General features: G+C 65.0%; 12 protein-coding genes and 1 pseudogene. 3 read left to right on the top strand and 10 right to left on the bottom strand.

What is annotated here, in order from left to right:
- Nucleotides 1-6: 6 nt before the first annotated feature.
- The 8 genes from ispF to MO486_RS12845 form a co-directional block, all read right to left on the bottom strand.
- Nucleotides 7-501, bottom strand: a complete 495-nt coding sequence (gene ispF, locus MO486_RS12880; RefSeq protein WP_242908389.1) for a 2-C-methyl-D-erythritol 2,4-cyclodiphosphate synthase — start codon at nucleotides 499-501, stop codon at nucleotides 7-9.
- Complete coding sequence (ispD, locus tag MO486_RS12875) at nucleotides 498-1,181, bottom strand: 2-C-methyl-D-erythritol 4-phosphate cytidylyltransferase (RefSeq protein WP_242908387.1); 684 nt, start codon at nucleotides 1,179-1,181, stop codon at nucleotides 498-500. The genes ispF and ispD overlap by 4 nt, the downstream gene beginning before the upstream one ends.
- On the bottom strand, nucleotides 1,178-1,483 hold the full coding sequence (ftsB, locus tag MO486_RS12870; RefSeq protein ID WP_255747112.1) for a cell division protein FtsB: 306 nt from the start codon (nucleotides 1,481-1,483) through the stop codon (nucleotides 1,178-1,180). Before ftsB ends, ispD begins: the two co-directional genes overlap by 4 nt.
- Nucleotides 1,484-1,507: 24 nt before the next feature.
- Nucleotides 1,508-2,791: a phosphopyruvate hydratase gene (gene eno / locus MO486_RS12865; protein WP_242908385.1), complete on the bottom strand. Its 1,284-nt coding sequence runs from the start codon at nucleotides 2,789-2,791 to the stop codon at nucleotides 1,508-1,510.
- Nucleotides 2,778-3,710: a hypothetical protein gene (locus MO486_RS12860; RefSeq protein ID WP_242908383.1), complete on the bottom strand. Its 933-nt coding sequence runs from the start codon at nucleotides 3,708-3,710 to the stop codon at nucleotides 2,778-2,780. Before MO486_RS12860 ends, eno begins: the two co-directional genes overlap by 14 nt.
- Nucleotides 3,703-4,539: a 3-deoxy-8-phosphooctulonate synthase gene (gene kdsA, locus MO486_RS12855; RefSeq protein ID WP_242908381.1), complete on the bottom strand. Its 837-nt coding sequence runs from the start codon at nucleotides 4,537-4,539 to the stop codon at nucleotides 3,703-3,705. Before kdsA ends, MO486_RS12860 begins: the two co-directional genes overlap by 8 nt.
- Nucleotides 4,536-6,203, bottom strand: a complete 1,668-nt coding sequence (locus MO486_RS12850) for a CTP synthase (protein WP_242908379.1) — start codon at nucleotides 6,201-6,203, stop codon at nucleotides 4,536-4,538. Before MO486_RS12850 ends, kdsA begins: the two co-directional genes overlap by 4 nt.
- A 161-nt stretch (nucleotides 6,204-6,364) precedes the next feature.
- Entirely contained in the window at nucleotides 6,365-7,111 is a 747-nt protein-coding gene (locus tag MO486_RS12845) for a hypothetical protein (protein ID WP_242908377.1), read from the bottom strand.
- 194 nt (nucleotides 7,112-7,305) lie between these two features.
- Between MO486_RS12845 and parE the strand changes: the two genes are divergently transcribed.
- Both parE and MO486_RS12835 read left to right on the top strand, forming a co-directional pair.
- Nucleotides 7,306-9,195 (top strand): DNA topoisomerase IV subunit B, encoded by a 1,890-nt coding sequence (parE, locus tag MO486_RS12840; protein WP_242908375.1) that lies wholly within the window; start codon nucleotides 7,306-7,308, stop codon nucleotides 9,193-9,195.
- A gap of 132 nt (nucleotides 9,196-9,327) precedes the next feature.
- On the top strand, nucleotides 9,328-11,280 hold the full coding sequence (locus tag MO486_RS12835; protein WP_242908373.1) for a prolyl oligopeptidase family serine peptidase: 1,953 nt from the start codon (nucleotides 9,328-9,330) through the stop codon (nucleotides 11,278-11,280).
- Between the two features lie 102 nt (nucleotides 11,281-11,382).
- Here MO486_RS12835 and hutG read toward each other — a convergent pair whose 3' ends face one another.
- Both hutG and MO486_RS12825 read right to left on the bottom strand, forming a co-directional pair.
- On the bottom strand, nucleotides 11,383-12,162 hold the full coding sequence (gene hutG / locus MO486_RS12830) for an N-formylglutamate deformylase (RefSeq protein ID WP_242908371.1): 780 nt from the start codon (nucleotides 12,160-12,162) through the stop codon (nucleotides 11,383-11,385).
- A 17-nt stretch (nucleotides 12,163-12,179) separates the two neighbouring features.
- Nucleotides 12,180-13,439: an FAD-dependent oxidoreductase gene (locus MO486_RS12825; protein WP_242908369.1), complete on the bottom strand. Its 1,260-nt coding sequence runs from the start codon at nucleotides 13,437-13,439 to the stop codon at nucleotides 12,180-12,182.
- A gap of 258 nt (nucleotides 13,440-13,697) precedes the next feature.
- Between MO486_RS12825 and MO486_RS12820 the strand changes: the two are divergent.
- Nucleotides 13,698-14,078: pseudogene (locus MO486_RS12820) on the top strand (peptidase M4 family protein); the annotation flags it as partial.

Here is a 14,078-nt window from a genome sequence, read left to right as displayed (position 1 = left end):
GCACAGTCATGCCCGGAACACCAGACACACCGCCTGCGCGGCGATGCCCTCGCCACGGCCGGTGAAACCGAGTTTTTCGGTCGTGGTCGCCTTTACGCTGACGGCGTCGACGGCGACGCCCAGGTCTGCAGCCAGCACCTCGCGCATCGCCCCAGCATGCGGCCCGACCTTGGGGCGCTCGCAAATCACGGTGACGTCGGCGTTGCCGAGCGTCCAACCCCGTTCGCGGATCAGTGCATTGCAATGACGCAGGAAAGCACGGCTGTCCGCGCCTTTCCATTGCGGATCGTCCGGCGGAAAGTGCTTGCCGATATCGCCCAACGCCAACGCCCCCAGCATGGCATCGCACAGTGCATGGATAACGACGTCGCCGTCGGAATGCGCGAGCACACCCCTGTCATGCGGCACGCGCACGCCGCCGAGCATGACGTGATCGCCATCGCCGAATGCGTGGACGTCGAAGCCTTGACCGATACGGATGTTGAAAGGCGTGATGCTCATCGTTTCGAGAGTATGAACTCGAACAGCGCCAGGTCGGCAGGCGTGGTGACCTTGAAGTTGTCGTCGCTGCCTTCGACCAGCAACGGTCGATGACCCTGTCGTTCCATCGCCATCGACTCGTCGGTGACGGCGACGCCGGCATCGCGCGCAGCTTCGAGCGCACGCGTCAGTTGCAGGCGACGGAACAACTGCGGGGTGAGCGCACGCCACAGGCGTTCGCGCGGCTCGGTGCCATCGATGCCGCCGTCGTCGCCCGCACGCTTGAGCGTGTCGCGCACTGGCGCAGCTAGGATCGCGCCGACAGGATCGATGCGGCCGCGATTCAGGAGCTGGTCCAGATCATCGCGACGCAGGTTGGGGCGCGCGGCGTCGTGCACCAGTACGAAATCGTCCGGGCGGACGCTTTCTGGCAATGCCGCGAGCCCGGCCAGCACCGAGTCGGCGCGTTCGCTGCCGCCGATGCAGGTGACAAGTGGTTTGTCGGACAGGCTCTGCCAACCCGGCCAGCGCGTATCGCCTTCGGCGAGCACGACGACAGCGCCCTGCACGGTCGGGTGTGCGAGCAAGGCCTGCAGCGCGTGTACGATCAGTGGCTGGCCGGCGACGTCGAGGTACTGCTTCGGCACTTCGCTGCCGAAACGCGAGCCGCGGCCGGCGGCCGGCACGATCGCCCAGATCACTGCGTGTCCTTGTCGGCGTCGGCTTGCGGTGCCGGTTCGGTCTCGACCACCCGGTAGAACGTTTCGCCCGGCTTGATCATGCCCAGCTCGCTACGCGCACGTTCTTCGACCGCGGCTTCACCAGACTTGAGGTCTTCGACTTCAGCTGCGAGTGCTTCGTTGCGCTGTTTCAGGCCCGCGTTGTCGCGAGTCTGCTGCTGCACCTGCTGCTGCAGGGCGGCAACTTCGCGGTTGCCGCCACTGCCGAACCAGAGCCGGTACTGCAGCCACGCCAGCAGCGCGATCAGCAGCAATACCAGCATCCGGAGCACGCGCATCGACGGACGTCAGCGCTTCAACGAGACGAACGCATTGCGGCCGGCGTACTTCGCAGCCGCACCGAGTTGCTGCTCGATCCGCAGCAGCTGGTTGTACTTGGCGACACGGTCGCTGCGGCACAGCGAGCCTGTCTTGATCTGCGTTGCCGTGGTCGCGACGGCGATGTCGGCGATGGTGGTGTCCTCGGTTTCGCCGGAACGGTGCGAAACGACGGCGGCATACTTCGCACGATCCGCCATCGCGATCGCTTCCAGGGTCTCGGTCAGCGTTCCGATCTGGTTGACCTTGATCAGGATGGCGTTGCCGACGCCCTGGTCGATGCCTTCCTTGAAGATCTTCGGGTTGGTGACGAACAGGTCGTCGCCGACCAGTTGCACCTTGGTGCCGAGGCGTTCGGTCAGCAGCTTCCAGCCGGCCCAGTCGTGCTCGGCCATGCCGTCCTCGATGGTGACGATCGGGTACTGCGCGGCCCAGCTGGCGAGGAAGTCGACGAATTGTTCCGAAGTCAGGCGCTTGCCTTCGCCGGTGAGGTGGTACTTGCCGTTTTCGAAGAATTCGCTGGAGGCAACGTCGAGGCCGAGCAGCACGTCCTCGCCGGCCTTGTAGCCGGCCTTGCCGATCGCTTCGAGGATGGTTTCCAGCGCTTCTTCATTCGAACGCAGATCCGGTGCGAAACCACCTTCGTCACCGACCGCCGTGCTCAGGCCGCGACCTTTCAACACCGACTTCAGCGCGTGGAAGATTTCCGTGCCGCAGCGCAGCGATTCGGCGAACGAATCGAAGCCGACCGGCAACACCATGAACTCCTGCAGGTCGACGTTGTTATCAGCGTGCGCGCCGCCGTTGATGATATTCATCATCGGCACGGGCAACGAAACGCCTGCGCCATTGGCGAGGTGTTGCCACAGCGGCTGTTTCTTCGACGCGGCAACCGCATGCGCGTTCGCCATCGACACGCCGAGCAGCGCGTTGGCGCCGAGGCGGCCCTTGTTCTCGGTGCCGTCGAGATCGATCAGGCGGCGGTCGAGCGCAGCCTGGTCATTGGCGTCGGAACCTTGCAGCGCCTGCGCGATCGCGCCGTTGACATTGGCGACCGCCTTCTGCACGCCCTTGCCGAGATAGCGCGTCTTGTCGCCGTCGCGCAGCTCGACCGCTTCCTTGGTACCGGTGGAGGCGCCGGACGGCACCATCGCGCGGCCAAAACTGCCGTCGCTCAGGGTGACTTCGGCTTCGAGGGTCGGGTTGCCGCGGCTGTCGAGGATTTCGCGGGCGTGGATTTTAGTGATTTGCACTGTTTGCGGCTCCAATGAACGTCTTCAACTCGCTGCTCGGGTTGCATTTCCCGTCCAGCGCCTGGTCCAGGTAGATGGCATTCACACCGGTGGCCTTGGCCATCGCTTCCAGTTCGAACGTGGTCGCCGAGAGCAGCATCAGGCTGCGCCCGAGATGGACCGGGTTCTGCATCTGCGCCAGCTTGGCGCGATTCTCGGCGTCGATGCCCGGCATGTGCGCCGCGATCTCCAGCACGCGCGCGCGGAATTCGGCGGCGAGCCCCTTCTTTTCGAACAGCGCGGAGGCGGCGTCATCGTCGAGGCCCTGCGCTTCGATCAAGGCGGTCGCGCAACCGTTGACACGATCGGCTTCGCCCAGCAGTGGCGCGATCGCTTCTGCTTGCGCGCGCAGCGTGTCGCCGCCCGGTCGCAGGTGCGGGGGCACTTCGCAGCCGGCGTCCACGGCCTGGTTGACGGCGATGAAGAACCGATCGTAAGCACGCGTCGGCGTCAACGAATCGTCCTCGCCGTCGAGCGTGCGCTGCATCTTCGCCTTGGCCAGTACCAGGGACTTCTCGGCGAGCACTTCGTCCGGATCGGTATGGGCAGGCACGAAGCCCTGCGCATCCAGGATCCCATCCGGACCTTCGTCCAGTTCCGCGGACACCGCCGCGTAAACGTCTTCGGCAAGTCCCTTGGCGGCGATGCGCTTGATCAGGTCGGCGTCAGTCAAACCTTGCTTCTGGACCTGCGCGTCCACGCACTCGCGGAAGTCGGATTCCAGTTGCCCGCGCTCGATGTATGCGGCGATGGCGGGAGGGAGTGCCTTGTCGGATTGGTCATCGCCTGCGATGACCGGTAGCGAAAACCCCGCGACCAAAAGCGCCACGGCCAGCACGCGCACTCCGGCCTGCGCGGGGCCGCCAGTTCGGTTAGGCATTCGTCGACTCCAGGAATCCGTTCTTCTTGGTGATGCGATCGAGCTCGAGCAGCGTTTCCAGCAGGGCCTTCATCTTCGGCAGCGGCCATGCGTTCGGGCCGTCACTCAACGCCTTGTCCGGATCCGGATGCGTTTCCATGAAGATGCCGGCGATGCCGACCGCCATCGCCGCGCGCGACAGCACCGGCACGAATTCGCGCTGGCCGCCGGACTTGCCGTCCATGCCGCCGGGCAACTGCACCGAATGCGTCGCGTCGAACACCACCGGGCAACCGGTGTCGCGCATCACCGACAGCGAGCGCATGTCGGAGACGAGGTTGTTGTAACCGAAGCTGGCGCCGCGTTCGCAGACCATGATCTGCTCGTTGCCGGTCGCCTTGGCCTTGGCGGCGACGTGCTTCATTTCCCATGGCGACAGGAACTGGCCCTTCTTGATGTTCACCGGCTTGCCGGCGCTGGCGACTTTCTGGATGAAGTCGGTCTGCCGGCAGAGGAATGCCGGCGTCTGCAGCACGTCGACGACGGATGCGACTTCGTCCATCGGCGTGTATTCGTGCACGTCGGTCAGTACCGGCACGCCGAGTTGCTTCTTCACTTCGGCCAGCACTTTCAAGCCTTCTTCCAGACCGGGGCCGCGGAAGCTGGTACCCGAGGTGCGGTTGGCCTTGTCGAAGCTGGACTTGAAGATGAAATTGATGCCGAGCCCGGAGGTGATTTCCTTGAGCGCGCCGGCGGTATCGAGCTGCAGCTGCATCGACTCGATCACGCAGGGGCCAGCGATCAGGAAGAAGGGCTTGTCGAGGCCGACCTCGAATCCGGCGAGTTTCATGCGCTCGCCTCCTTCAGCAGGCGCCCGCCCGCCTTGTGCTCGCGCGCGGCGCGCACGAAGCCGACGAACAGCGGGTGGCCGTCGCGAGGGGTCGACAGGAATTCAGGATGTGCCTGGCATGCGAGGAACCACGGATGCTGCGACTGCGGCAGTTCGACCATCTCGACCAGCGTTTCGTCGAGCGACTTGGCGCTGATCACCAGGCCCGCGTTCTCCAGCTGGTTCAGGTAACGGTTGTTGAACTCGTAACGATGGCGATGGCGCTCGCCGACGATGTCCTTGCCGTACACCTTGTGTGCCAGCGTGCCGGGCTTGATGCGTTGTTCCTGCAGGCCCAGGCGCATGGTGCCGCCGAGGTCGCTGTCTTCGCTGCGGCGCTCGACCTCGCCCGAGGCGGTACGCCATTCGGTGATCAGGCCGATCACCGGGTGCGGCGACTGCTTGTCGTTCTCGGTGCTGTTGGCGCCGTCGAGGCCGAGCACGTTGCGGGCGACGTCGACCACCGCCGCCTGCATGCCGTAGCAGATGCCGAAGTATGGAATGCCATGTTCGCGCGCGAATTTTGCGGTCAGCACCTTGCCTTCGAAGCCGCGATCGCCGAAGCCGCCCGGAACGAGGATGCCGTCGACGCCCTCGAGCGCCTTGTCACCCTCGCGCTCGATGTCCTGCGATTCCATCCACTTCAGCTTGACCTTGGTGCGCTGGCGTAGACCGCCGTGCTTGAGCGCTTCGGCCAGCGACTTGTAGGCGTCCTGATGGTCGATGTACTTGCCGACGACGGCGATGGTGACGTCGTCGACCGGATGCTCGGCCGCGTCGACCACCGCGTTCCACTCGGACAGGTCGGCCTCCGGCTTGGCCTTGGCGTCGAGGCGCAGGCGCTCGACCACGATCTGGTCCAGGCCCTGGCCATGCAGCCACATCGGGATCTTGTAGATATTGTCGAGGTCGACGGCGGAAATGACGGCCTTTTCCGGCACGTTGGTGAACAACGCGATCTTGCGACGCTCGCCATCCGGCAGCGGTTGTTCGCTACGGCACAGCAGCACGTCGGGCTGGATACCGATCGAGCGCAGTTCCTTCACGGAGTGCTGCGTCGGCTTGGTCTTCAGCTCACCCGCCGCGGCGATGAACGGCACCAGCGTGAGGTGCATGAACAGCGCCTTCTCCGGACCGCGTTCGGTACGGATCTGGCGGATCGCTTCGAGGAACGGCAGCGATTCGATGTCGCCGACCGTGCCGCCGATCTCGACCAGGGCGACGTCGTAGCCCTCGGTCGCGGCGTCGATGCAGCGCTTGATCTCGTCGGTGATGTGCGGGATCACCTGCACGGTGCCGCCGAGGTAGTCGCCGCGGCGTTCCTTGCGGATCACCGATTCGTAGATCTTGCCGGTGGTGATCGAGTTCTTGCCGGACAGGCGCGTGCGCAGGAAGCGCTCGTAATGGCCGAGGTCGAGGTCCGTTTCGGCGCCGTCGTCGGTGACGTAGACCTCGCCGTGCTGGAACGGGCTCATCGTGCCCGGATCGACGTTGATGTAGGGGTCTAGCTTCATCATCGTCACGCGCAGGCCGCGCGCTTCGAGGATGGCCGCCAGCGAGGCCGCTGCAATGCCCTTGCCAAGGGAGGACACCACGCCGCCGGTGACGAAGACGAGTGGAGTCACAGAACTGGGGGGAGTCATGTGTTTTGCTACCGCTGGAAAGGCATAGTCTACCGGCTAGGCGCGCGGGCCGCGACTATGGCGATGCAAATCCTTGTTCCTGTATGCAAAAAAACGCCCCGGCAAGCCGGGGCGTTTGCTGTCGCGAGCCGCGTTCGCCTGGATCAACGGCGATCGTATGCATCCGGACGCTTACTGCGGGTCTTCGACTTGCGCGGCTTCTCCTGAGCACCGGTTTGCCCTTGGAGTTGGCCCTGCGCGGCGGCATCCACCGTAGCGCCAGTGTTGTCTACCGTGGCCTGCCCGGCCACATCGGCATTCGCTCCCACCGCAGCGCCTGTCGCAGCGGCGGCATCAGCTGCAATCGAGCCGGCCGCGCCAACCTGGGCAGCCGCACCCAAGGCCGAGTTGGCGGCGGCATTGGCGTTGCCGCTGATCGTTTCGGTGGCCTGCGCGGCGGCGTGGGTCGTCGCCTGTGCCCCAGTACGTGCGGCACCGCGCACTGTCGCGCCAACCTGGCTGCCCACTTGCGTACTGGCGTCGACGCCGCCACTCACGGCACCGCCAACCTGTGCCGCCGTGCCCTGCGCCGTGTGCGCGACGCCGCTGACCAGTCCGCCGTGCGTCGTCGCTTGGCCGTTGCCTTCCGCCTCGGCCCGGGCACGGGCGTCCGCCTCGGCCTTGGCTTTCGCCTTCGCGCGTGCACGCGCGTCGAGTCGGGTGTTGGTCTGGAGACCGGTGTCGATGCCGGTATTGGCGTTGATGTCGGTGCGGGCGCCGACGCCGACGCCGACCGGGCCCACTTGAGCGCCGACGCCGGTATTGCCGCCGATCCTGACACCCACCTGGGCGTACGCGACCGGCAACGCAATGGCGCTCGCGATCATGGCGGTTAGAAGAGTCTTGCGCATGTCCTATCTCCTGCAGGTCTTGTTGCGCCGCCTGCACTTCGATATGAAGCGAGTGCGACGCAGTGACCGTAGGCAATCGCGCCCGACTCACGCCTGAATTCACGCATGGGGACTTTCACCCAGCCTTCAGCGCGAGATCAGCGTGCGTTCACGCTATCCTGCCTGTCTTCGCAGGACGTACACATCCATTACGCATGAGCAGTCGCTACAACGCCGCCGATATCGAAGTCCTCTCCGGCCTGGACCCGGTCAAGCGCCGCCCAGGCATGTACACCGACACCACGCGCCCGAACCACCTGGCGCAGGAAGTCGTCGACAACGCCGTGGATGAAGCGTTGGCCGGCCACGCCAGCGAGATCGAAGTCACGCTGCATGCCGATGGTTCATGCGAGGTGTCCGACGATGGCCGCGGCATGCCCGTGGACATCCACCCCGAAGAAAAAATCCCGGGCGTCGAACTGATCCTCACGCGCCTGCACGCGGGCGGCAAGTTCAGCAACAAGAACTACACCTTCTCCGGCGGCCTGCACGGCGTTGGCGTCAGCGTGGTCAATGCGCTGTCGAAGCAGGTCGATGTGTTCATCAAGCGCGACGGCAATGAATACCGGATGCAATTCGCGCACGGCGATCGCACGTCGAAGCTCGAAGTCGTCGGTAGCGTCGGCAAGAAAAACACCGGCACCCGGCTTCGCTTCTGGCCGGATCCGAAATACTTCGATACGCCCAAGTTCAACCTGCGCGCACTGAAGCACCTGCTGCGCGCCAAGGCCGTGCTGTGCCCGGGATTGACCGTGCGCCTGCACGACGTGGCCACCGACGAACGCATCGAATGGCATTACGAAGACGGCCTGCGCGATTACCTGCGCGGCGAACTCGAAGGGCGCGAGCTGCTGCCGCCGGATCTGTTTGTCGGCCAATTGAACAAGGACACCGAGATCGCCGACTGGGCGGTCGCTTGGGTTCCAGATGGCGAACTGGTGCAGGAAAGCTACGTCAACCTGATCCCGACCGCGCAGCACGGCACCCATGTCAACGGCCTGCGCACCGGCTTCACCGATGCGCTGCGTGAATTCTGCGACTTCCGCAACCTGTTGCCGCGCGGCATCAAGCTGGCGCCGGAAGACGTGTGGGACCGGGTCGCCTTCGTGCTGTCGGTGAAGATGACCGACCCGCAATTCAGCGGGCAAACGAAAGAACGATTGTCATCGCGCCAGGCCGCGGGCTTCGTCGAGGGCGCTGCACACGACGCGTTCTCGCTATGGCTGAACCAGCACACCGAGATGGGCGAAAAAATCGCGCAACTCGCGATCGAACGCGCCAGCGCGCGCCTGAAGACTGAAAAGCAGATCACCCGTAAGAAGGTCACCCAGGGTCCCGCCCTGCCCGGCAAGCTCGCCGATTGCATCTCGCAGGATCTCTCGCGCACCGAACTGTTCCTGGTCGAGGGCGATTCGGCCGGCGGCTCGGCTCGGCAGGCGCGCGACAAGGATTTCCAGGCGATCCTGCCGTTGCGCGGCAAGATTCTGAATACGTGGGAAGTCGCCTCCGGCAGCGTGCTGGCTTCGACCGAAGTGCACGATCTTGCCGTGGCCATTGGTTGCGATCCCGGCAAGGACGACATCTCGGGTTTGCGCTACGGCAAGGTCATCATCCTCGCCGACGCCGATTCCGACGGCCTGCACATCGCCACGTTGCTGACCGCCTTGTTCCTCAGGCACTTCCCCGCGCTGGTCGCTGCCGGCAACATCTTCGTGGCGATGCCGCCACTGTTCCGCGTCGACGTGGGCAAGCAGGTGTTCTACGCCCTGGACGAGGAAGAGAAGCGACTGCTGCTGGAGCGGATCGAGCGCGAAAAGCTCCGGGGCGCGGTCCATGTCACCCGCTTCAAGGGCCTGGGCGAGATGAACCCGCAGCAGCTGCGCGAATCCACCATCCTCCCCGACACCCGCCGGCTCGTGCAGCTCACCGTCGACGACGACGGCGAAACCCGCTCGCTGATGGACATGCTGCTGGCGAAGAAGCGCGCGGGTGATCGCAAGTCGTGGCTGGAGGCGAAGGGCGATCTGGCGACGCTGGAAGTCTGACGGCCAGAGGCATGGCCATCGAAAACGCGCCGCTATTCAGCTTTCCCCACTCATGGCCTATTGGTCGCTATGGGCCGAGTCGGTAACCTGTGCCGGCCTCGGGGAGAGGCGAACCAACTCGAAGGGAACCCCATGCAACGCAACTGTATTGCGCACTGGACGTGCGCGCTGTTCGCGATCGCCGCGATTCCGGCAGCCGCCCAGCAAATCCCGGTCACCGATTTCGCGAAGCGCTCCGAGGCGTGGGGTGCAACGCTCTCGCCGACGGGCGAGTACGCCGCGATCGAAGTGCCGACGCCCGACGGCCTGGAAACCCAGCTCCAGATCGTCAAACTGGACGGCAGCGGCAAGACGCAGGTGCTGCGCTTCGGCAGGATGGAACACGTGTCCGACGTGACGTGGACCGCGGACGACCAGGTCGTCGTCGCGCGCGCGCGCCTCGAACCACTCAAGGCCCGGCCGTATTCGACTGGTCAGCTGATGACCTCCGACGTCAATGGCAAGAACCAGGACGTCCTGTTCGGTTACGTGCCCGATAGCGGCACCAAGCGCGGCAGGCGCAAGGACGAAGGCTGGTCGAGTCTGGTGAAGGTGCTCGATGAAGAGCCCGGCATGGCGCTCGTCGACTTCACGTGCGCGACCTGCGGCGAGGAACCGGACACGGTCATCTTCCGCGTCAACACCCGCACGGGCGAGCGCAAGGAACTCGAGCGCGGCGATCAGCTCGCGTGGTACCAGTTCGACCGCACGGGCGAGCCGCGCATCCGCCGCACCCTCGACGACCGCGACGAACCGGTGTTGCACTACCGTCGCACGAAGGGCGGCGCCTGGGAGTCCATGCCTAAATCCATCGCGGGTCGCATGATCTCGGGCTCCCGCTGGGATGCGGACAACAACACCCTCTATGCGTTCGTCTCGGATGCGCTCGAACCCGCGCAGGCCTATCGCATCGACCTCGCGGCGGGCACCCGCACCAAGCTGGCCGGCAGTCCCGACACTGAAGTGGCGGGCTGGCTCAACGAAGGCCGCGGCGGCACGCCGTTCGCTGTGTACTCCAATACCGATAAGCCGTCGATCCAATACATCAAGCCGGAATCGGAATGGGCCAAGCTGCACGCGGGCCTGATGAAGACGTTCCCCGGCAACATGGTTTGGTTCAATGACTTCAGCCGCGACGGCAACCGCGTGTTGTTCTCGGTGTCGTCCGACCGCAGCCCGGGCGATTGGTACCTGTACGACCGTGACGTAAAGAAGGCCCAGAAGCTTATCGAGTTCCGTCCGTGGGTGAATCCCGCGAAGATGGCGCCGACGCGTCCGATCACCATCACCGCCCGCGACGGCACGAAGCTGTTCGCCTTTTACACCGCGAACGGCACCGGCCCGAAACCGACGATCGTCATGCCTCATGGCGGCCCGTTCGGCGTCAACGATACCTGGGGTTTCGAGTCCGACGTGCAGTTCCTGGCCAGCCGCGGCTATGCCGTGCTCCAGGTGAACTACCGTGGTTCCGGCGGCCGCGGGGAGGCGTTCGAACGCTCGGGCTGGAAGGAATGGGGCGGCAAGATCCAGGAAGACATTACCGACGGCCTGAAGTGGGCGATCGACAACAAGCTGGTGGATGCGAACCGCGTATGCATGTACGGCGCGAGTTTCGGCGGCTATTCGGCGCTGGTCCAGCCCATCCTCAATCCGGGGATGTACAAGTGCGCCATCGGCTACGTCGGCGTCTACGACCTGCCGCTCATGCGCAAGACCGACAACAATCACGGCGAGACGGACCGGATTGATCGCTTCTGGCAGCGCACGCTCGGCACCGACATGACGGCCCTGGCGCGTATTTCGCCTGCACTTCGTGCGAAGGAAATCAAGGTGCCCGTGATGCTCGTGCACGGCAAGGACGACAACACCGCCGACTTCAACCAGCACAAGGCGATGTCGGCGGCCCTGCGCGATGCCGGTCAACCGGCGGAGGAGTTCCTTGCAGCCGGCGAAGGCCACGGCTTCGCGAAGCCGGAGAACATCGCTGAGCTCTATCGGCGCATGGAAGTGTTCCTCGCGAAGCACCTCGGGACGCCTGCGCAGTAAAAACGCACCGATGCGAAAAAGGGCGGCCTTCGGGCCGCCCTTTTTTTTCGTCCCGCTTTCAGTCGACCAACGCGTGCCAGTGCCTGCGCCCGATGTCGTTCCTCATGCGAGCACGGCTTCCAACAGTCGGCGGATGATCAATTGCGCGCGCGGCGCATGGGCGTCGTCCCATGCGAAGGTTGTTTCATCCATATAGATGCGCTGGCTGATCTCCAGCTGCACGGCATCGATGCCCTCCGCGGGATTGCCGTAGTGACGGGTGATGTAACCGCCCTTGAAGCGACCGTTCACCACCCAGTCGTAACGCGATTGCGCGGCGACGACGGCTTCAAGCCGGCCCTGCAACGCGGGCGAGCAGCTGGCGCCACCCGCGGTACCGAGGTTGAGGTCGGGCAAGCGGCCATCGAACAGGAATGGCACTTCGCCCCTGATCGAATGCCCTTCCCATAACACGACGCGGCCGTGCAGCGAGCGGATGCGAGCCAGCTCGTCGTGCAAGGCAGCGTGATATGGCTGCCAGTAACGTTCGACCCTCGACGCGATTTCGTCGGGCGTCGGTTCCTCGCCTTCGCGATACACCGGCTCGCCGGAGAACTGCACGATCGGGCACAACCCGGTCGTGTTCTGTCCCGGATACAGCGAAACATCATCCGGCGAACGGTTGAGGTCGACGACGTAGCGCGAATAGCGCGGCACCAGCATCGATGCACCAAGTTCCCGCGCGAAGTCGTACAGACGCGAGACGTGCCAGTCGGTGTCCGGAGCGCGACGCGCGGATTCGGTCATCGGCCCGGCGATAGCGGCAGGGATCTCGCTGCCATCGTGCGGCAGGCTGATCAGCAGCGGCGCGGTGCCGCGGTGCACGGTCACTACATCGTTCATGCGCGAAGTTTAGCCGCTCAGGCGAACCGTTCCGGGCGATACGGCGCCGGATCGATCGCAGCCTCACGCCCCGTGACGAGATCGGCGACCAGCTGTCCGGTGCCAGCGCTCATGCTCACGCCCATCATGCCGTGGCCGGTCGCCAACCACAGGCCATCGCGACCGGGGACACGACCGATGATGGGGATGTCGTCGCAACTCATCGGCCGCCAACCAAACCATTGTTCCCGCAGGTCCGGACCGACTGGAACACGCAGGTATTCGGCGGCGCCGCGTTCGAGCGCCGCCAGGCGGCGCGCGTTGAGCGAATCGTCGTAACCGGAAAATTCCATCGTGCTGCCGAGGCGGAAGCCGCTGCCCCATGCAGTCACGCAGACCGAGCGCTCACGCAGCACGATCGGCCGCCTGGGCACGAGCTGCGGCGCGGAATAGGTGATCGAGTATCCCTTGCCGGGCTGCATCGCGCGTTTCAGCAAGGGGGCGCCGATCACGTCGGCGAGCCGTGGCGACCAGGCACCGAGCGCGAGCACGACATCGCCTGCATGCAGCACGCCAGCGTCGGTACCGATGCGCACGCCGTCGCGTTCCGTCGCCAGCGATTGCAGCCCACGCTGTTCGTCGATGACACCACCGCGCTCGCGCACCACGCGCGCAAGTTCGGCGACGTAGTGATCCGGACGCAGCACCGCGTCGCCGTCGAAACGAATCGCGCCTGCGACGCCGGGCAGCAGCGCCGGTTCCTGCGCCTGGTACGTCGCGCCGTCGATCGCTTCGACCTGCACGCCGAGTTCGCGCAGCGCGGCGTGCTCCTCCTGCCCATGGGCGAATGCGCGTGGATCGCGATAGACGTAATCGAGCCCGGTTTCGCTGAACTCGCAGTCCAGGCCGTAATCGCGCACCCATGCCGCCAGTCGCGTGCGGGAATCGTTGAGGATGGCCGACTTCGCCAACGCACTCGTACGCCAGTCACGGGAGTTGCAGCGCGCGGCGAACGTCAGCAGCCAACGCCACAGCGCCGGATCGATGCGCGGCTGGATATACAACGGCGCATCGGGAGTCAGCATCCAGCGAAGTGCGGTCGCGACCATCCCTGGTGCGGCCAAAGGTGGCGCGTGGCTCGGTGTGATCGTGCCGCAGTTGCCGTGCGAGGCGCCGCCGCCGATGCGGCCGGCATCGATCACCCGCACACCACGTCCGGATTCGAGTAATGCCAGGGCGGAGGACAGGCCGATCACCCCGGCCCCAACCACCACGATGTCGTCATTTATTTTTTGCATCGCAGCATAGATTCGTTTGAAACGATCCCGAGGGGCTCATGAAAACGCTTTTTGCGGCCTTTGCTGCAAAGCAGCATGACATGAACGAATGATGACACCTAAGTTCCGTACGCCCTAACGCCCGCACCGCGCTGCACGGACAGCCGCCGGATGGCCTCAAGGTCACTTCGGCGCCGCGGTTGGGGGCGAACGAAGTGTATGTGCCTAGTGTCTGGCTTTGGCCGGATCTTTCGACAACACTTCTCAGGGGTTACACGAATGCACTTGCAGTCTCGTTTGCTCAGCGCCGCCATTCTCGCCGCGCTCGCCGCTGCCGCACCCGCTTTTGCCGCCAAGGCCGACCATCCGGCCGCCGGCCGCGCCCTCGGCCTGATCGATGGCAACAAGGCGGCGGCGCATCGTGCCGATGCCGACGCCTTCTCGGTCAAGGACGTGATCGTCGACCGTGACGGCACCGAGCACGTCCGCGTCGAACGGACCTACCGTGGCCTGCCGGTGATCGGCGGCGACATGGTCGTGCATTCGCGTAATGGCCAGCTCAAGGGCACCAGCCTGACGCTGAAGTCGAGCGCCCGCCCGGACATCCATGGCGGCAAGCTCAGTGGCGACGACGCCACCCTCGCTGCCGGTGTCGACTTC

This window comes from Lysobacter sp. CFH 32150, from assembly GCF_022758295.1.
In the GTDB taxonomy this organism is placed as follows: Bacteria; Pseudomonadota; Gammaproteobacteria; order Xanthomonadales; family Xanthomonadaceae; genus CFH-32150.
The sequence above is the reverse complement of the archived record's forward strand: the minus strand, read 5'-3'. Positions and strand labels throughout refer to the sequence as shown.